We start from the raw sequence: 19147 nt of genomic DNA on the forward strand, positions 1-19147 counted from the left end.
CCATGATAGAAGCCCGTCATCATAAACAATATGAACATTTTTTTAAGTGGTATCTTAACCGCATTCTAAAAAAAAACTTCCATCAGGTCAAGTATCTGGATTGCGGATATAACAGACAAAGTGCGCCCACACTCGCTATTGGAAATCATTTTAGCTGGTGGGACGGATTCTGGATGTTGGAATTAAACCGAAAAAAGCTAAAGAAAAAATTTCATATTCTGATGTTGGACGAGCAGCTTAAACCGCGTATGTTTCTGAATAAACTTGGAGCTGCAGGGATTACGAAAAACAGCAGGGATATCATAACAATGTTGGAGTACTGTTCCAAACTGATGCATGACCCGAAAAATATCCTCTTTTTTTTCCCGGAAGGAGAGATCAGACCACAAAACCAGAACAAATTACATTTTGAAAAAGGAATTATGCGCATCATTGAACGGGCACCGGATAATCTTCAGTTGATGTTCGTGGTCAACCTGACAGAGTATTTTTCAAATAAAAAGCCAACCTTATTCTCCTTTTATAAAAGCATTGAAGCAAAACCGTTTTCTGATATTCGTGCGATGGAAGATGCTTACAACAGCTTTTTGGCAGAATGCAAAAACCAACTAAAACTATATAATGTATGATTGCTATAGCTGTAATCATATTATTCTATCTGCTGATCCGCAATGTGGTTGTACTGTATAATTTTGCCGTTCAGCCCTACCTTATCCGCCTTGTTCCCGAAAATGAACCGCTGATTTCCATTCTGATACCTGCACGAAATGAAGAGGACAACATTGGTTCGCTACTGAAACTTTTAACTTTACAAACATACAGAAGACTGGAAATTCTGGTGTATGATGATCAAAGCGATGACAGGACAGCAGAAATAGTTACCGGTTTTTTTAAAGCTGACAACAGGATAAAACTGATAAAAGGACAAAAACTACCCGTCGGATGGCTGGGAAAAAATCATGCGTGCTACCAGCTTGCCAAAGCCTCCAATGGAGATTATTTAATGTTTATAGATGCTGATGTACGTCCGGAAGCTCATCTGGCCTCCAGTGCTGTCGGTTATTTACAGCACAAAAAAGCAGGCTTGTTATCCATTTTCCCACATCAGATTAAAAAATCCATCGGTGAGCAGTTAACAGTTTCTTTGATGTACGATATCCTGTTAACACTGCTCCCGCTTGCTTTTGTCAGAAAAAGCAGACGCCCTGTTTTTAGTGGTGCAAACGGCCAGTTTATGTTGTTTGAACGATCCGTTTACTTGGAACATCAGCCACACTGGTTGAAAAAAGATCAGCCTGTGGAAGACATAGCCATTATGCAGCTGTTTAAAAAGTTTAATATTCCCTGCATTACCTTATTGGGTGGAGAAGATATTGCCTGCCGTATGTACAATAACGGAACAGGAGCCATCAACGGATTTGCCAAAAATGTCATCCGTTTTTTTGGCAACAGCATTCCGTTTACCCTGTTCCACGCACTGGTTACAACATTTGGACTTGTTGTCATGTTGATGATGCCTGATTTCAGGTTTTTGTCCATGTACCTCATCGGTGTTCTGGTTTACAAAGCTGTAGCTGGAAGAATGTCACGGGAAAGCATATTAAAAGCATGGCTTCTGATCATACCACGGCAGTTTATGTTTATCATAGTCGTGATCCGGGCTCTGATATTCAGGCTCCGTCAAGATTATTCATGGAAAGGAAGAAACATTAAAATCTGATGACACATCAACGAAATATTGCGATATTCTGGTTTCGCAGAGATTTGCGTTTACACGACAACCATGGCCTCTTTAAAGCTCTCAGGTCTGGCTTACCGGTACTGCCACTGTTTATTTTCGATACTGATATTCTGGAAAAACCTGATAACAGATCCGACCGACGTGTAGCGTTTATTCATGAAAAAATAACTGAACTCAAGGCAAAACTGAACGAGGCCGGCTCGGATCTGATTGTAAAACACGGGAAACCGGTTGAAATTTACAGGGAGCTGTTCAGGGAATATAACATCAGATCAGTTTGGTTCAACAGAGATTACGAACCGGATGCCATTCAGCGAGACAAGGATGTAAAAGAACTTGCAAAGAATAACGGAGCTGAAGTTTTCTCGTTTAAAGATCAGGTAATTTTTGAAAAACAGGAGGTGGTAAAAGATGACGATGCCCCCTATACTGTTTTCACACCTTACAGTAAAAAGTGGTTATCAAATCTGACAGATACGAACCTGGAATCTTTCCCTTGCGAAGACCATACGGATTCATTTTTAAAAATTGAACCAACACCTCTGCCGTGTTTGCATGATATTGGTTTCGAAGAGACTGATCATTTGGTTCTGCCAGCTCATATTGATGAAGATATTATCGGTGGTTATGATAAAACACGTGATTTCCCTGCGCAGGACGGAACATCGCGGGTTTCAGTTCATCTCCGCTTCGGAACCATAAGCATCCGTGAACTTGCCCGGACTGCTCTGCGATTGAATAAAACATATCTGAATGAACTGATATGGCGTGAGTTTTACATGATGATCCTATGGCATTTCCCGTATGTAGTTGACGGTGCCTTTAAGCCAGCATACAACCATATTCCATGGCGCAACAACGAAAAGGAATTCGAAGCCTGGTGCAATGGTAAAACTGGTTATCCCATTGTGGATGCTGCTATGAACCAGATTAACCGTACTGGCTATATGCATAACCGGGCCAGGATGATTGTTGCCAGCTTCCTGACTAAACATCTTTTAATTGACTGGCGATGGGGAGAAGCTTATTTTGCAGAGAAGCTGACAGACTACGAACTTTCGAGCAATAACGGTGGATGGCAGTGGGCGGCAGGAACAGGATGTGATGCAGCGCCCTATTTCAGAATCTTTAATCCTGAATCGCAAACGAAAAAATTTGATCCTGACGGGAAATATATTGAACAGTGGTTAGGTGATGATATACACATGGTTCAGCCAATTATGGAACATAAGCTGGCCCGTGAAAGGGCTTTAAGAGTATACAAGGAAACACTTGATAAACTAAGATGAAACAGATAACTGCCATATTCCTGCTTTTATATTTTACGTCGTTTCTGAAATCCCAAAATTTCAAAGCTGAGATTTACAACGCTTACATTTCAGGCGATATGACAAAATGGGAGCTTGTTTTAAGTACTATGGAAAAACAATATAAAGCCCAGCCTTCTTACACATTACTTGAAGATATTGTTGAGATTCAGTATGGCTTAATTGGTTATCTGATTGGTGCAGAGCAGGATGATAAAGCCGAACAGATTCTGGAAGTTGCTGAAAAAAATCTGGACCTTTTAATGAACCGAAATGATAAAATTGCCCGGTACTGGGCCTACAAATCGGCTTTTACAGGGTTCAAAATTGGTATTGCTCCCTACAAAGCGCCTTTTCTTGGTCCACGCAGTTTTTCGTATATCAAAGAAGCGATGGTACTGGATGAAAATAATCCGTATGTCCTGATGGAATATGCCAACGGCAAATACTATGCACCTGCTTTTGCCGGAGGAGATAAACCTTTGGCTTTAAAGGCCTATGCCAAAGCTATCCTTATTTTGGAAAAAGATACTCTGAACCTGAAAAACAGCTGGTATTACCTTATGGCTAAAACAAATTACGGGACAGCCCTGCTTAAAAAAGGTGATAATTCTGATGCAATTCGTATTTTTGATGAGATTCTTGACTTTGAACCCCGTTACAAGTGGGTGGCTGAAGAATTGAAACCAAATGCATTAAAAAACTGATCTGATGTTCGACCTCGCTTCCCTGCTCTTCTTTTTAGGATCTTCAGTTCTTATAACACTGGCTCCTGGTCCTGATATTATATTTACCATTACCCAGGGATTGTCGAACGGTAAAAAAGCAGGCGCTACAACGGCCATAGGCCTTGCGAGTGGAAACCTGGTTCATACAACAGCAGCGGCATTAGGGTTGTCGGTTTTATTTAAAACCTCGCCGCTTGCATTCTGGATTCTGAAAATTGCCGGCGCATTATACCTGCTCTACCTGGCCTTTCAAAGTATCAGACACCGTAACGATACCCTGAATATATCCACAGCGAATGGGAAAAAAGAGAATCTGTTCTGGCGGGGATTCCTGATGAATATTATGAATCCCAAGGTTGCCCTGTTCTTTATTGCTTTCCTGCCACGTTTTGTTGATCCTGATAATGGCAGAGTTATGCTTCAGTTTATTGTGTTAGGACTGATTTTTGCAGTTCAGGTAATATTTGTGTTTGGTGCAGCCGGTTATTTTGCAGGAGCGTTTGGTGAAATGCTTCGAAAACATCAGGGATTTTCACGCTACATGAACATCATTTCCGCAGTCGTCTTTACCGGAATAGCCGTTTCACTCCTCTTTTTCTGATCCGGAATTTTTAAGCTGCTCCCTGTAGAAATTATCTACAGGATCATGATGAATCTACAACTGATTTGATTTTTCTGTATGCCATAAAGACTTCATCAAATAATTTTTAATCCATTGATTTATTACAATTTAATCTCTGCAAGAACCTGAACCATAATTTATGGCACATGCTTTTCATATACCTGATCAAAGAATAACAATTACTAATTAAAAATTTGAGTTATGAAAAAATTAATGATTTTAACAGCAGCTGTGTTAACCCTTGGATTATCAGTACCAACTATAAGCAACGCAATGATTGATGAAAATCCTGTAGCTACCGCACCGGATGAAATAACCTACCAGGAAATTACAAAAGATGATGTCCCTGAAGTTATAACCTCGGCACTAAGCGAAAAATTTTCAAACTTCACCATAGATAAATATTATCTGGGAAGTGACGGAAATTACAAAGTTGATGTAAGTAAGGAAGATGCAAAATGGGCCCTTTATTTTGATAAAGAAGGGACTGTTTTTAAGAAAGAAGATTTGAATTCGGATAGTTCTGAAGAAGAACAATCAAACCCAACAGAAGAGTAAACTTCATAAAAAGTACCCAAATCATCTTAATTATCATCAGGATAACAGGTATCCATGACCTCTGACCGGAGCCCTCCGGCAGAGGTTTTTTTGTTAAATAGTGTACAACTATAAATACATATTGTTCTTCTGAACCAATATTCCTAAATTGGTGCATTCTTTATGACCGATACTATATGGCAAATATTTTGATAATTGATGATGATGTTACGTTTTGTTTAATGCTCAAAACCTACCTTGAAAAGCATAAACATAAAGTCACCTCCGTTTTTTCACCCTCAGATCTTAAACAGCTTATTACAAAAACTTTCTTTGATGTTGTGCTCACGGATCTTCGTTTGCCGGACATAAGCGGAATGGAAGTCATCAAACTCATAAAAAGCACCTCTCCCAAAACGCAGATTATCATGATGACGAGCTATGCCAACTATAATACTGCCATTCAATCCATTAAGGAAGGAGCTTTCAATTACATTCCAAAACCATTCTTGCCTGATGAAGTACTGAAACTAATAGCTGAAGCCCTCGAAACGGTTAAGCACGATAAGGTCAGTAAGCATGAAAATCATAAACCCGACAAAGACTTTATTGAAGGTACAAGTCCTGCATCCAAACGTTTGAAACGATACATTGAACTCGTGGCTCCTACACCTATGTCAGTCCTGATAATTGGAGAGAGCGGAACCGGTAAGGAATTAGTGGCGAGAACAGTTCATAATCTGAGTGAACGAAAAGGGAAGCCTTTTATAGCCGTGGATTGCGGTGCCATTCCGAAAGAACTTGTGGCCAGTGAATTTTTCGGACATATAAAAGGTTCGTTTACCGGAGCAGTGACGGATAAGGTCGGACAATTTGAGGCTGCCAACGGTGGAACTTTATTTCTGGATGAAATTGGCAACCTCTCGTATAATTCACAGGTTCAGTTGCTTAGAACGATACAGGAGCGCGTGATAAAGCCCGTGGGAAGCACAAAGGAAATTAAAATTGATGTGCGCATTGTTGCCGCTACAAACGAAGATTTACGTGAAGCCTGCGAAAAGGGAGATTTCAGGGAAGATTTGTTTCACCGTCTGAATGAATTCATGATCGAAGTTCCGGCCTTGAGGGAACGACAGGCTGATATAATGACTTTTGCCAATCATTTTCTGGATCAGGCTAATGCATTTTTAAACCGTAATGTAAGTGGTTTTGATGATGAGGTCAGGGATATTTTCATGAATTATGACTGGCCGGGAAATCTCCGGGAAATGCTGAATGTAGTAAAAAGAGCCACTTTGCTAACGGAGGGAGATATAATAACCAGGGTAGATATCCCTGATGAATTGTATCAAAAACCCGACAGTGAATCAGCATTTTCATTGTACAACAGTCAGAATGAAAAAGAACTGATACTGAAAGCGCTGGATGCAGCCGGAAATAATAAAAGTCAGGCCGCAAGATTACTTAAAATAGATAGAAAAACGCTTTATAATAAACTTAAGCTTTACAATATTGAACCCTGAAAACAAGGCTCTGGCAATACCAAATTCAAACACCTTCATTTTCCCGGATCGATTGTAGCAGGCGATTCATCTTTCCGATTCCTTTAAATGTAAGGTCTAATATTTCCTGTTCTGACAACTTAAGTTTTTCATAATTTTCAAGTGAACTGAAAATCTGAATTAATTCCGTTATTTCCATCTGTCTCAGGAAATTCAGCATTTTATGAGATACCTCCCCGATCTTCACAAAGTTTCTTTCTGCAGCATAAGACTCCAGAAATGAAATGTGCTCTGTACTGGCAGAAACGAAGGAAGTCAGTATTTCCCGCAAGCTATCTTTATCCTCACCAATAAAGCTTTTTATCTTATCCAGAGAATATTCAATTTCCGTCTTAAGGCGCGTCTCGTCCTTTTTTATTTTATCCAGGTTTTGAAAAATTATCTGCAATAAATCATCGGGGTCAAAAGGTTTTTGAATAAAGCTCAGGAATCGGTCTACTATCTTTGTGCCATCAGACTCGTCCCTTCCTGACATGGCTACTGCGGGGAATTTACCTCCGGACTTTTGCTCGATCATTTTCAGTAATTCCGGGCCATCCAAACCAGGCATCTGGATATCTGTTATTAAAAGATCTGTTGCACCGGTCTCAAACGCATCAGCTGCCTGAACCGGATCATTAAAAGTTTTTACGCTTGCATGTTTTGCTTTTAGGACAGCTTTCAGCATTTCGAGCATAATTTCATCATCATCAACAACCCAGATTCGTATTCCACTAATATCCTGCTTATAGCCAGATTCCGAATCTATCTTAACTTTTTTACTGTATTCAGGAGCCTGATCTGTTCTTTCAAGAGGAAAGCTTACCTTAAAATGACTGCCCTTCCCCGGTGAACTTGTAATATCAATTTCGCCTTTTAACAGGTCCACAAGCTTTTTAGCAATTGCAAGGCCCAATCCGGTTCCCTCGAACGCCACCTTATTAGCTTTCCCTCTCGTAAACTCATCAAAAATGTGCAGCAATTCATCTTTGTCCATCCCAACTCCCGTGTCGATTACATCCAGTGTTATCGTATCAAATGATTCATCCAGTTTATCTTGCTCCACATTTATTTCGACCGAACCCACATTGGTGAACTTTATAGCATTGGATATCAGGTTCACTAAAATTTGGGTTAATCTAACCGGGTCACCTATATAATTTTGATCCGGGGGAATATTATTGTGTACTGTAAAAGCAACATTTTTATTGGATGCTCCGGGCCGGTAATTTTCTGTAACCTCTTCGATCAGTAAATTTAAATTAACCGGAACCGGATTCATGTTCAGTTTTCCCTGCTGCAAACGGGCCAGATCAAGGAGACTGTTTACCAGTTTTAAAATGTGCTTTGAGGATTGATCAATATTTTTAATATATCGTTTAACTTTTGGATTCGGTTTCTCTCCTGCAATAAGGCTTGTAAAACCTGAAATGGCATTCAGGGGAGATTTAAGATCATGCGTTAAACTCAGCATAAACTGTTCCTTACTTTTCAATACCTGTTCTGTTTCATTTTTTGCCGCTTCAAGACTTTGTCTGTAATGCTGACTTTTAGACACATCACGAAGTATATTGATTGCAAAAAACAATATCGTAAACAACGACAACATTCCAAGAATAACAATATAGCGCGTGATCATTCCATTATGCTCCTGCTGTTCGTATACTTTAGTAAATGAACGCATTAATTCTTCATTTTCAATTACAGATAAAATCTCCTTAAGCTGTAGCGTAATCGTCTTGTCACTTTCCAGAATTTCCTTTTCCTTAAGGCTTATCTGCTTTTCTGCATTCAGGCTTCTACTCTTGATTTCCTTTGCAATGGAATTAAGCAGTGCAGCCACAGAATCAGCAGGATTCATATCATTATACAGACTATCTCTCTGAATATACTTGCTTATCTTAACCTGCAAAGATGAATCCTTTGGAGTCGGATCACTGAAAAGACCAAATAAGCGATTAAAAAATTTAGGCCTTTCCTGCTTCACATAGGTTGTGTCGTACTTTGTAGTTTGTCGTTGATTGATGGTAAAATAATTAATGATGGAGTCCCTGTTGACTTCGAGGTCTTTTAGTGTTTTTTCATAAAGTGCATTAGCTGAATAATTCTCCTTGAGGTATTTAAGTTCCTGGATATTTTTCTTTTTATTCTCCAGAAGTGTCAAAATTGTATCTGTATGAATTTTTTGTGACGCACTGAACATTAATGTATTTAATGAATCAATCTGTGTTTTAACACTGTCCATTAATTCAAGATAGCCTGAATAATATTTGTAATCACCGGTTTGTAATAAATTCCTTTCAAGTCCTTCGGCTGTATACAGATTGGAAAGAATTCCGTTTATGTAGATAATTTTTTCATTTGCGGGACTTAATTCCACATTTCCCTTATCCGACCGTACAAGTTCCGAATATACAAGCCACCCTGTTAAACCTGTAATAATTACAAGAATCAGGTAACCCAGAAAAAGCTTAACCTTAATATCCTGTAAAGGATTTCTCATATTCTTTAATTTTCCTGTTTAACCTTAGAATAAAAGATGTATTACTATTAAAACAATTTTATTCAAAAAAAACGTATTTCAAGCTAATTTTGACAACAACAAAACCAATACCAAAATATTTTATTTGCTATACAAACAGAATCTTACATTCTTTCATCACAAATATAACAAACTTATTATGTGTTTTTTATATCCTACTTATCACGTATCATATATAGAATTATATTTGCTTCAAATATTTTAACAAAATAAATTGCATATTATATTGACTAAGTCTAAATAAATGTTTTATATTTGCAATAGACGTAATCAAAAAAATAAAAACAAAGTATGAAAAATAGCATAAAATTTTTAGCCGCATTCGTTCTTTCAATGATGCTTATGGTTCCGGCAAATGCAGCTGCAACTGTACTAAACGGAGATGAAATTGTAGTTGTTCAGGCACCTGAAAAAGATAAGAAAGAGAAGAAAGAAAGTGCTGACAAAAAAGCATGTGAAAAGAAGTGTTGCGACAAAGAAAAAAGTTGTGACAAGAAAAAAGAAGAATCCAAAGAAGAAAAAAAAGCTGAAAAAGCTAAATAATATTTAAAGCATTGCAGGTTGGAGAGTCCTGCAATAATTGCAAGTGAGTAATAGTGGGGTAAATTGAGGTCTTTTTGACTTGGGGCTAATCGAGAGGTTAGCCCTTTTTTATTGCCATTTTTTAACCTCTATTCTTTTCATCTTTCATGCATAGTATTTAATTTCACGCACATTTTATCACCAATGGCAGGACTATACATTCATATTCCGTTTTGTAAGACCCGGTGTGGGTATTGTGACTTTCATACATCCACCGGTCTGAACCTGATGAAACCGCTCACTTCTGCTATTATTAAGGAAATAAAAAACAACAAACATTTTCTTAAAGGAGAAACATTGAAGACCATTTATTTTGGTGGAGGAACCCCGTCCCTGCTTTCGGACGAGTATCTCATAAGTATTTTTGATACCATATATTCCGAACTGAAAGTCGATACAGAAGCAGAGGTAACCATGGAAGCCAATCCTGATGATCTGACACCTGACAAACTGAAATTCTTAAAAACATTACCGGTTAACCGCTTCAGCATGGGAGTACAATCGCTGAACGATAGCGAACTGAAATTTATGAACCGGAGGCACAACGCACAGCAGGCAGTTACTGCAATTGAAAATGCGTACAAAACAGGCTTCGAAAATCTTACTATTGACCTTATTTACGGCATACCGGGCCAAACCATGAACAGCTGGACTAATACACTAGATAATGCACTGAAGCTACCGGTGAAACATCTGTCTTCCTACAGCCTGATGTACGAAAAAGGAACCTTATTTTACAACCTGGTTCAAAACAACAGGATGCACCCCATGGCTGACGAGTCTGTTCTGGAGATGTTTTCCCATTTAATTGAAAAAACCGCTAAGGCAGGACTGGATCAGTATGAAATAAGTAACTTTGCCATACCCGGTTGGGAATCACAACACAATTCATCATATTGGAATGGAAGCATCTATTGGGGAGTCGGGCCGTCTGCCCATTCGTATAATGGAAAGGTGAGACAATGGAATATAGCTGACAATGCGGGATATGTAACGGCCATTAATAATGGTGATCCGTTTTTTGAAGTGGAACATCTGGATGAAGATACACGGTATAATGATTTTGTGATCACCCGCATGAGAACGATGAAAGGATGCAGCCTTGAAGAGTTAGAGCAATTATTCGGGACGCAAAAACGGGACTATTTTGTTAAAAATGCCCAAAAATTTATTCAATCAGGGAATTTGAGCGTTGATAATCAAGTTATCAGACTGAATAAAAGCGGCATTTTCATTTCTGACCATATTATGTCGGAAATGCTTTTCGTTTAAGCATTTATTTACAAATCTTATATATTTGCAGACCATGAAATTTTTAAAAATATCACTCCTTTTATTGTTTGTCATTGCTCCGTTATGTCATGCTCAGGAAGAGGTGGCGGATACAACAAAGGCCATAACAACCCTTTTGCCCGATACATATTATGCCAAACTACAGGAGGTGGCAGATCCGGTAATTATTGATGTGCGTGATATGGGACATTACAAAAAATATAAGCTGTCAGGATCGGTTCATGCAGCCACGAAACAGGACCTGTACAATGCGATGGATACACTGGATAAGGAAGAACCTGTATTTGTTTACTGCGAGGTTGGGTTCAGATCAAATCAGGCTACAAAACTGATGGCAAAAGAAGGATTTACAAACATTTACAATTTAAAAAAAGGAATCAGAAACTGGAAAAAGGAGCATTTTCCGGTAGAAAAAATAAGCCGGCATGAGCGAAAAAAGAATGAATGAAGAAGAACTCCATTTTCTGGGGATAAAGGTAGTTTATAAAGATCTGGTGGATAAAGGACATAAAGTTTTAAACGTCAGGAAAGAAATGGATATTAATCCTCAGATTCTGGCAGAAATAGACGGAAACAAAGCCCTGATTGTAGTTCGAACAGCCAGATATCCACATATGGGTGTTATTCCACCTCATGTTGCCGCCCAGGTCCGGGAACTGGCAGTTAAACACAAAGCAAATATGTACTTTGCCAGTGTTGGCATTGCCAATGCTAACGGGGAAAACGATGAAGAAATGGCACTGCCTGTAGTGGATGGAGAATATTATATTAATTATAAAGGATTAACAAAATTCTGATTTAAACTAAAGGACAGAACCACTATCTTTGCAATTCAAAATTCTGCACATGCTTACATTTCAGTTAAAAACCGAGTACATAGAACTGATAAAGTTGCTTAAGGTAATGCAGCTGGTTCAAACCGGTGGTCATGCTAAAATTGTTGTCGAAGAAGGAGAGGTAATGCTTAATGGTGAGACTGAATACCGTAAACGGGCCAAACTCAGGAATGGAGACATCGTTGAATTTGAAGGACAAAAAGTTAAAATAATTGGTGCGCCTGAAACGTGAATTTCTATCTTTACACCTGATGTTGAAAAAAAAGACACACATATTTTTTGTTGCCGGGATTATTGCCCTGCTGCTGTCGTGTAATAAAACCGACGAATGCAACCACAGTACGGTAGCAGGTGTAAATTATGCCTTACAAAAAAATTCAACCAGCATAGTCAACAGCATTTACATTGCACCGGTAGAAAACCCGGAAGACACACTGTATTACTCCGGTTCTGCATCGAGCTATATTAAAACACTGCCGTTGTCGCTTTCTTCAGATACAACCGCATTTTTATTTGTAGCCGGCGACTCCATTGATACAGCCACAGATGTAATTGTTTTTTATCATTCCATGAAACTGGATTTTCTGGATGAAGCCTGCGGTTTCGTGCCGGAATTTAAGCTGGATAGTGTAAAATATACGGCTCAGAAAATTGATTCACTTTACTGGTTAAACAAAGCCGTAACAACAGATATTGAAATTGAGAATATTAAAATTACATATTAGCCTTTCGTTATTTATTTTATTTTCTTTTCAGCTGTTTTCGCAGGAAATAATGAATTCAGGGACAGGTGATGAAAAAGGAAAGGAAGAAGAGCAACAAAATGAGCGCCCGAAATATGTTGTTCCAGAAGGCAGAACAAGATATCTTAGAATAAGCTTTGATCCAACCCGGTATGTTTATCCATATATAGATGGTATAGCACGTGGCGGAATGGAAGCCAGCATTGACACCGAAGTAAAAGGACGCTACTTTCCTGTATTTGAACTTGGCCATGAATTTGTATCTCTGGATCAGACCAACTATAATCTGAATGCTAATGGTCTCTTCTTTCGATTTGGAGTGGACAACAACTTTTTGCAATATGCTGATAAAGATGACCGTGACATGTTCTTTATGGGAATACGGATAGCCTATTCAAATTTCACACAAAGTGCCGACAATATTATTCTCAATAACACGGGGACAGATGTAACATTTAACTTTCCTGACCAGAACTTTCATTCGGTTTGGGGAGAACTCACCGTAGGCGTAAAAACTGAGATTGCAAAAAATCTTTTTCTGGGATGGACCGTCAGAGGCAAAAGAATGATTAAAACATCTTCCAGGGACGTAACACCATATCTGGTTCCCGGGTTTGGAAAATACAGTAATAATGTGAATGTGGCAGCAAACATATATTTATCTTACGCGTTACCTATAAAAAAAGGTTCAGTAACAGAATAACATGGCAAATATTCTTTCAATTGATACTTCTACAGAGGTTGGTTCAGTAGCATTCAGCAAAGATGGAAATGTAATTTTCAATCGTGAAAGTTTTGAAGATCGGTCGCATGCTGTAAAAACCGGTGTTTATGTTGATGAAGTACTAAGTGAAGCTGAAAAGGCTGGATTGAAGCCTGATGCTGTTGCTGTTTGCAGTGGTCCCGGATCCTATACCGGCTTACGAATTGGCGTTTCGCTGGCAAAAGGTTTGTGCTACGGATACAATATTCCATTAATAGCAATTGATACGCATACCGTACTAACTCAGGGATTAATTACCGAAACCACGATATCAGGAAATCCTTTGTTTTGCCCAATGATTGACGCCCGCAGAATGGAAGTTTATTATGCTGTTTTTGATGCAGCCCTGAACCGGATCAAACCAACTGTTGCAGAAGTAATAGATTCGGAATCACTTTTGGAGTATCGGGACAATGAAGTATATTTTTTTGGGAATGGAGCTGAAAAGTGTATGAATGTTCTGTCACTACCCAATATGCAGTTTGTGGATGGTATTCATCCAATGGCAAAATATCTTGCTGTGCTTGCAGAAAAGGCTTTCAACGAAAAACAGTTTGAAAATGTGGCTTATTTTGAACCGTTTTACCTGAAAAACTTTGTTGCCACAATTTCTACAAAAAATGTATTAGGAAAATAATTGTGTTTTTTAATATTTCTCGCGGATTTCCGCAGATGTTTACGCTAAGTTTCGCAGATTTATTGGTGTATCCTAAAGGGTTTAATATGGCTTTCTCCTTCCTTTCCAAATCACAGAAAAAAATAGCACGAACCGTATTCCGTGCTATCAATCTTATGTCTTGATTCTTATATTCAGGAGATCACATTCCTTTGATAAAATCGGTCACATTCTTTTCAATACGCGCAGCCACGTCCTCCACTTCCGCTTTTTTGAATTTCTCACCAACAATATGCTCGTAAAGTTCAATGTAACGATCTGAAACCTGGTTCACGAATTCCTCGCTCATTTCCGGTACCTTCTGACCTTCCTGCCCCTGAAATCCGTTTTCGATAAGCCATTGACGCACAAACTCTTTAGAAAGCTGCTTTTGTTTCTCGCCATTCTTCAAACGGTCTTCATAGCCTTCAGCATAGAAGTAACGGGATGAATCCGGTGTATGAATCTCATCAATCAGGTAAATCGTATCATCTTTTTTACCAAATTCATATTTGGTATCTACCAGGATCAATCCTTTTTCAGCAGCAAGCTCTGTCCCTCTCTGAAATAATGCCTTAGTATATTTCTCCAGCAAATCATAATCTACTTCAGAAACAAGTCCCTGCGCCAAAATTTCTTCCCGGCTGATATCTTCGTCATGTCCTTCATCTGCCTTGGTGGTCGGTGTAACAATTGGTTCCGGGAACTTTTGGTTCTCAACCATTCCTTCAGGTAACGGGACACCACAAAGCGAACGTTTTCCTGAACGGTATTCACGCCAGGCATGTCCTGTAAGATAGCCCCTAATGACCATCTCAACCTTAAACGGGTCGCATCGATGTCCAACAGTTACAGATGGATCGGGAGAAGCAATTTTCCAGTTTGGAACGATATCCTGAGTTGCATCAAGGAAACGTTCTGCTATCTGATTTAAAACCTGTCCCTTAAAAGGTATACCCTTGGGTAATACCACATCAAATGCTGAAATTCTGTCTGAAACGATCATTACCAGGTATTCACCATTGATATCATATACGTCTCTGACTTTTCCATGATAGACACTCTTCTGTCCGGGGAAATTATAGTCGGTTTTAACCAGTGCTTTACTCATTTTTTTACAGTTTTATTGATTCACACAAAAATAAAAAAAATTGACCTATGAAACGGGATTTTAATATGTATAAAATCTAAATAAATGTAAACAGATCAATATGATTTTTGATCACATATAATCCATAAATCTTTTCAGGATGTATAAACTAAAGTAAAAAAATCTCACTATTTTTATAAAAAATAACAGCATGATGCATTTACCAGGCTTATTAAAACTCGATCCGTGGCTTGAACCGTTTACAGATACCATTGTAGGACGCCACGAGCGGGTTATATCCAAACGACTAGAGCTGATACACAAATACGGCAGTCTTCAGAATTGTGCAGCCTGGCATAATCTGTTGGGTTTACATCCAATGAACGATGGATGGGTCTTCAGGGAATATGCCCCTAATGCAACAGGGATCTACCTGATTGGTACGTTTAATGACTGGAGGGCATTACCCGAGTACCAGATGCAAAGTGTTGGAAACGGTATCTGGGAAATCATACTTGAAAAGGATAAACTCAACCACGGTGATTTGTATAAAATGCTTGTCAGCTGGGAAGGCGGACAGGCTGAACGTCTGCCTGCTTTTGCAAAGCGTGTGGTCCAGGATGAAAACACATATATATTCAGCGCGCAGGTATGGCAACCTGAGGACCGGTTTGAATTAACAGCTCCCCAGCCCTCTCTTAACGGGAAATCGCCATTTATATACGAGTGTCATATCGGAATGGCCACAGAAATGGAAAGGGTCGGTTCATTTAATGAATTCAGGGAAAAAACACTTCCCCGAATTGTTGATCTGGGATATAACGTGATACAGTTTATGGCTATTCAGGAGCATCCGTATTATGGCTCTTTCGGGTATCACGTCAGTAACTTTTTTGCCGTTTCCAGCCGTTTTGGCACACCGGAGGACCTGAGGAGACTTATTGATGCGTGCCACGAAAATGGGATCCTGGTTATCATGGATATTGTACACAGCCATGCCGTAAAGAATGAAAACGAAGGTATCGGCAAACTGGACGGATCTGGCAAACTTTATTTTCACGAAGACGTGAACAGAAGAGAACACCCTGCATGGGATTCCCTCTGTTTTGATTACGGGAAAGAAGACACCATGCGTTTCCTGCTTTCCAACTGCCGCTACTGGATTGAAACCATTGGTTTCGACGGATTCCGGTTCGACGGCGTTACCAGTATGCTCTATTACGATCATGGACTTGGAAAAGCTTTTACGTCATATTCGGACTATTACAACGGCGGTCAGGATGAAGACGCCATTACGTATCTGGCACTTGCCAATGAACTGATCCATGAACTAAAACCGGAAGCTATAACTGTAGCCGAGGAAATGAGCGGTATGCCGGGTCTGGCCTATACAACAGCCGAAGGTGGAATCGGATTTGATTTCAGGCTGGCCATGGGAATACCGGATTACTGGATTAAAATTATTAAGGAAGTGCAGGATGAAAACTGGAATGTTGGCGGCATTTTTCATGAGCTGACGAATCACCGATCAGAAGAACAAACCATAAATTATGCTGAATCGCATGACCAGGCCCTGGTTGGTGACAAAACCATTATTTTCCGCCTTATCGATAAAGAGATGTACTGGCATATGCAGGTTTTTGACCAGAACCTGACCGTGGACCGTGGCCTGACCCTGCATAAGATGATCCGGCTGATTACTGCATCAACAATCAATGGCGGTTATCTGAATTTCATGGGTAATGAGTTCGGCCATCCCGAATGGATCGATTTTCCACGGGAAGGAAATAACTGGTCCTTTAAATATGCACGCAGGCAATGGAGTCTTGTTGACAATGAGAACCTGAAGTATAAATTCCTGAACGCATTTGATAAGGCTATGATTCAGCTGCTGTCGTCTGAAGATGAATTTGCAAATGCCTATACGGGCGTAAACAGCAGCAATGAAAAAGACCAGATTCTTATTTTCCAACGCAAGGACCTGATTTTTGTCTTCAACTTCAATCCTAATCAATCCTTTACGGACTATGGGATACAGATTGATCCGGGACGCTACAAGATCGTCCTGAATACGGATTCGACAGAATTTGGTGGCTTCAACAGGATTGACGATAAAATGACCTATTACACTTCGGCACCATCCAGGCTGGAAAAGAAACACTGGCTCCGTTTATATATACCATCACGCATAGCCTTTGTAATGAAGAGACAGGAAACAAAGAAATTGTTCTGATAAAAAAACATCCGTCAGCCGGCGGATGTTTTTTTATAATTGATATTATTCCGAACCTTTGACAGGAAGGCTTTCATCTTTTCAGAATCCTTATCCTTTATAATATCCAGAAGATACCGGAGTTCCTTCCGAATATTTTCAACCTGCTCGTAAGTATATTCATTGAACAGAATTTCCGATAACAGATAATCATCCTCCGAAAGCAGTCCCTGAGCAATGGCCATATGTTTTTTAAATGTGGTTCCCGGCGCCTCAATATTTTTCATACAGGCTGCAAATACAAGAGTAGATGAAAACGGAATGGACAGGGAATAAGCCGTAATTTCATCATGTTCCTTAAAGGTATATTCGTAAATTTTCAGTCGCAGACTTCCATAAAAATCCTTGAAGAAAGCCTTTCCAAGATGGTCTGATTCAGATATAATTACCGCATTCTGAGTAGAAAGATCCTGAATATTGGCAAAAGTAGGACCGAACATCGGGTGTGTGGATACAAACCTGAACCCTTTGTTCTTATAATAATCCTTTAGTCCGTTTTTAACCGATGCGATATCGGATAATATACAGTTTTCGGGCAAATATGGAATCACAGTTTCAAATGCCTCAATGGTGTACTTTAAGGTCACCGCATTAATTACCAGCTCCGGTTTAAATGCTTCAATTTCCTTTGGATCAGTCATACGGATTGTATTGAATACAAACCGCAGTTTTTTATGATCCGGATCAAAAATTGCCACTTCGTGATCAAAACAGAGGCAATCGGTAATCCATGTGCCCATTTTACCGGCACCCAATACAAGGATTTTCATCCGTTTAAAATTTTCAAGTTATTAAAATACTACTAAGAGCATATAAATCAGTCTTTCGCATTCATTACATCTACCTGATGACGAATGGATTCTTCGTGAACACCCTTTAAAAGTTTAATCATAAAATCACTACTCAGTCCAAGTTCACTGCCCTGTTCTACTCTTTTCTGTAAAATCTCATCGTAGCGTGCTGTCTGTAAAATAGTCATATTATTTTCTTTCTTAAACTGACCTATTTCGCGTGATATCCTCATGCGTTTGGCAAGTACTTCCAACAACTGATCATCCAGCTCATCAATGTTACGACGAAGAATGGATAAATCCTCAGTGGTTTTTTTTGCGTCGCGTAATACAAGGGTAGAAAGAATTTCGAACAGTGCTTCCGGAGTTACCTGCTGAGCGGCATCACTCAATGCTTTTTCAGGACAAATGTGACTTTCAATGATCAACCCGTCAAAGTTCAGGTCCATCGCCTGCTGAGAAATCGGAGCAATTAAATCACGCTTCCCACCAATATGACTCGGATCGCAAATAATAGGCAATTCGCGTACTTTCCGTCTCAATTCAATTGGAATATGCCATTGAGGTAAGTTCCTGTAAATGCGTTTATCATACGAACTGAATCCGCGATGTATAGCGGCAAGCCGTTTGATACCCGCCTGATTAATGCGCTCCAGGGCACCAATCCATAATTCCACATCGGGATTTACCGGATTTTTAACAAGGACAGGAATATCAACTCCATTCAGTGCATCGGCAACTTCCTGCACTGCAAAAGGGTTTGCAGATGTTCTTGCGCCAACCCAAAGTACATCTATACCCTGCTTTAAAGCTTCGTATACATGTTTTGCTGTAGCAACTTCGGTAGCAACATACATGCCGGTCTCCTCCTTAACATGTTTCAGCCATTTCAAACCTTTCTCGCCAACGCCTTCAAACATGTTCGGACGGGTTCTCGGTTTCCAGATGCCTGCACGGTAAATCTGAACGCCTCTTGATGCCAGTTCTTTTGCTGTTGCCATAACCTGATCTTCAGTTTCAGCACTGCAGGGGCCGGCAATAACCAATGGTCTTTCTGTATTCAGACCCGGTAACGTGAATTTTTCTAAATCAAGCATTTTATTT

Annotated in this window: 20 protein-coding genes; 16 read left to right on the forward strand and 4 right to left on the reverse strand. The window is 39.5% G+C overall.

Annotated features, from left to right (window positions below; genetic code table 11):
• Positions 1-2 precede the first annotated feature (2 nt).
• From ACE01N_RS10575 to ACE01N_RS10605, 7 genes are all read left to right on the forward strand, one after another.
• Positions 3-629: a 1-acyl-sn-glycerol-3-phosphate acyltransferase gene (locus ACE01N_RS10575; protein ID WP_380588249.1), complete on the forward strand. Its 627-nt coding sequence runs from the start codon at positions 3-5 to the stop codon at positions 627-629.
• Positions 626-1720, forward strand: a complete 1095-nt coding sequence (locus tag ACE01N_RS10580) for a glycosyltransferase family 2 protein (protein WP_380588252.1) — start codon at positions 626-628, stop codon at positions 1718-1720. Before ACE01N_RS10575 ends, ACE01N_RS10580 begins: the two co-directional genes overlap by 4 nt.
• Positions 1720-3030 carry a cryptochrome/photolyase family protein gene (locus tag ACE01N_RS10585; protein ID WP_380588256.1) on the forward strand — a complete coding sequence of 437 codons (1311 nt, stop codon included), beginning with the start codon at positions 1720-1722 and terminating at the stop codon, positions 3028-3030. The genes ACE01N_RS10580 and ACE01N_RS10585 overlap by 1 nt, the downstream gene beginning before the upstream one ends.
• On the forward strand, positions 3027-3755 hold the full coding sequence (locus ACE01N_RS10590) for a tetratricopeptide repeat protein (protein ID WP_380588259.1): 729 nt from the start codon (positions 3027-3029) through the stop codon (positions 3753-3755). Before ACE01N_RS10585 ends, ACE01N_RS10590 begins: the two co-directional genes overlap by 4 nt.
• Before the next feature lie 4 nt (positions 3756-3759).
• The gene (locus ACE01N_RS10595; RefSeq protein WP_380588262.1) at positions 3760-4377 is read left to right on the forward strand and encodes a LysE family translocator; all 618 of its coding nucleotides are present in this window, start codon (positions 3760-3762) and stop codon (positions 4375-4377) included.
• Between the two features lie 222 nt (positions 4378-4599).
• Positions 4600-4956 carry a hypothetical protein gene (locus tag ACE01N_RS10600; RefSeq protein ID WP_380588265.1) on the forward strand — a complete coding sequence of 119 codons (357 nt, stop codon included), beginning with the start codon at positions 4600-4602 and terminating at the stop codon, positions 4954-4956.
• A 176-nt stretch (positions 4957-5132) separates the two neighbouring features.
• Positions 5133-6458 carry a sigma-54-dependent transcriptional regulator gene (locus ACE01N_RS10605; protein ID WP_380588268.1) on the forward strand — a complete coding sequence of 442 codons (1326 nt, stop codon included), beginning with the start codon at positions 5133-5135 and terminating at the stop codon, positions 6456-6458.
• Positions 6459-6483: 25 nt separating this feature from the next.
• Here ACE01N_RS10605 and ACE01N_RS10610 read toward each other — a convergent pair whose 3' ends face one another.
• Entirely contained in the window at positions 6484-8979 is a 2496-nt protein-coding gene (locus ACE01N_RS10610; protein ID WP_380588271.1) for an ATP-binding response regulator, read from the reverse strand.
• 330 nt (positions 8980-9309) lie between these two features.
• Between ACE01N_RS10610 and ACE01N_RS10615 the strand changes: the two genes are divergently transcribed.
• The 8 genes from ACE01N_RS10615 (at position 9310) to tsaB (ending at position 13872) form a co-directional block, all read left to right on the forward strand.
• Positions 9310-9561, forward strand: coding sequence for a hypothetical protein (locus ACE01N_RS10615; protein ID WP_375730010.1), 252 nt, complete (start codon positions 9310-9312; stop codon positions 9559-9561).
• Between the two features lie 183 nt (positions 9562-9744).
• The gene (gene hemW, locus ACE01N_RS10620; protein ID WP_380588274.1) at positions 9745-10872 is read left to right on the forward strand and encodes a radical SAM family heme chaperone HemW; all 1128 of its coding nucleotides are present in this window, start codon (positions 9745-9747) and stop codon (positions 10870-10872) included.
• Between the two features lie 34 nt (positions 10873-10906).
• Entirely contained in the window at positions 10907-11341 is a 435-nt protein-coding gene (locus ACE01N_RS10625) for a rhodanese-like domain-containing protein (protein ID WP_380588277.1), read from the forward strand.
• Positions 11319-11690 carry a hypothetical protein gene (locus ACE01N_RS10630; protein ID WP_380588280.1) on the forward strand — a complete coding sequence of 124 codons (372 nt, stop codon included), beginning with the start codon at positions 11319-11321 and terminating at the stop codon, positions 11688-11690. The genes ACE01N_RS10625 and ACE01N_RS10630 overlap by 23 nt, the downstream gene beginning before the upstream one ends.
• Before the next feature lie 49 nt (positions 11691-11739).
• Positions 11740-11961, forward strand: coding sequence for an RNA-binding S4 domain-containing protein (locus ACE01N_RS10635; RefSeq protein ID WP_380588283.1), 222 nt, complete (start codon positions 11740-11742; stop codon positions 11959-11961).
• Positions 11962-11980: 19 nt separating this feature from the next.
• Positions 11981-12454, forward strand: coding sequence for a DUF6452 family protein (locus ACE01N_RS10640; RefSeq protein ID WP_380588286.1), 474 nt, complete (start codon positions 11981-11983; stop codon positions 12452-12454).
• The gene (locus ACE01N_RS10645; RefSeq protein WP_380588289.1) at positions 12429-13175 is read left to right on the forward strand and encodes a DUF6048 family protein; all 747 of its coding nucleotides are present in this window, start codon (positions 12429-12431) and stop codon (positions 13173-13175) included. Before ACE01N_RS10640 ends, ACE01N_RS10645 begins: the two co-directional genes overlap by 26 nt.
• Position 13176: 1 nt before the next feature.
• Positions 13177-13872, forward strand: a complete 696-nt coding sequence (tsaB, locus tag ACE01N_RS10650) for a tRNA (adenosine(37)-N6)-threonylcarbamoyltransferase complex dimerization subunit type 1 TsaB (protein ID WP_375730017.1) — start codon at positions 13177-13179, stop codon at positions 13870-13872.
• A 181-nt stretch (positions 13873-14053) separates the two neighbouring features.
• On the opposite strand, the gene ACE01N_RS10655 is transcribed toward tsaB, so the two are convergent.
• Entirely contained in the window at positions 14054-15001 is a 948-nt protein-coding gene (locus ACE01N_RS10655; protein WP_380588293.1) for a phosphoribosylaminoimidazolesuccinocarboxamide synthase, read from the reverse strand.
• A gap of 190 nt (positions 15002-15191) precedes the next feature.
• Between ACE01N_RS10655 and ACE01N_RS10660 the strand changes: the two genes are divergently transcribed.
• Positions 15192-17213, forward strand: coding sequence for an alpha amylase C-terminal domain-containing protein (locus tag ACE01N_RS10660; RefSeq protein WP_380588296.1), 2022 nt, complete (start codon positions 15192-15194; stop codon positions 17211-17213).
• 14 nt (positions 17214-17227) lie between these two features.
• Here ACE01N_RS10660 and ACE01N_RS10665 read toward each other — a convergent pair whose 3' ends face one another.
• Entirely contained in the window at positions 17228-18022 is a 795-nt protein-coding gene (locus ACE01N_RS10665) for a prephenate dehydrogenase/arogenate dehydrogenase family protein (protein WP_380588299.1), read from the reverse strand.
• Between the two features lie 47 nt (positions 18023-18069).
• Positions 18070-19140: a bifunctional 3-deoxy-7-phosphoheptulonate synthase/chorismate mutase type II gene (locus ACE01N_RS10670; protein ID WP_375730021.1), complete on the reverse strand. Its 1071-nt coding sequence runs from the start codon at positions 19138-19140 to the stop codon at positions 18070-18072.
• Positions 19141-19147: the final 7 nt, after the last annotated feature.

The sequence above is a fragment of the Quyinboa ferrireducens genome, assembly GCF_042436675.1.
GTDB lineage: Bacteria > Bacteroidota > Bacteroidia > Bacteroidales > UBA5342 > JBHJHP01.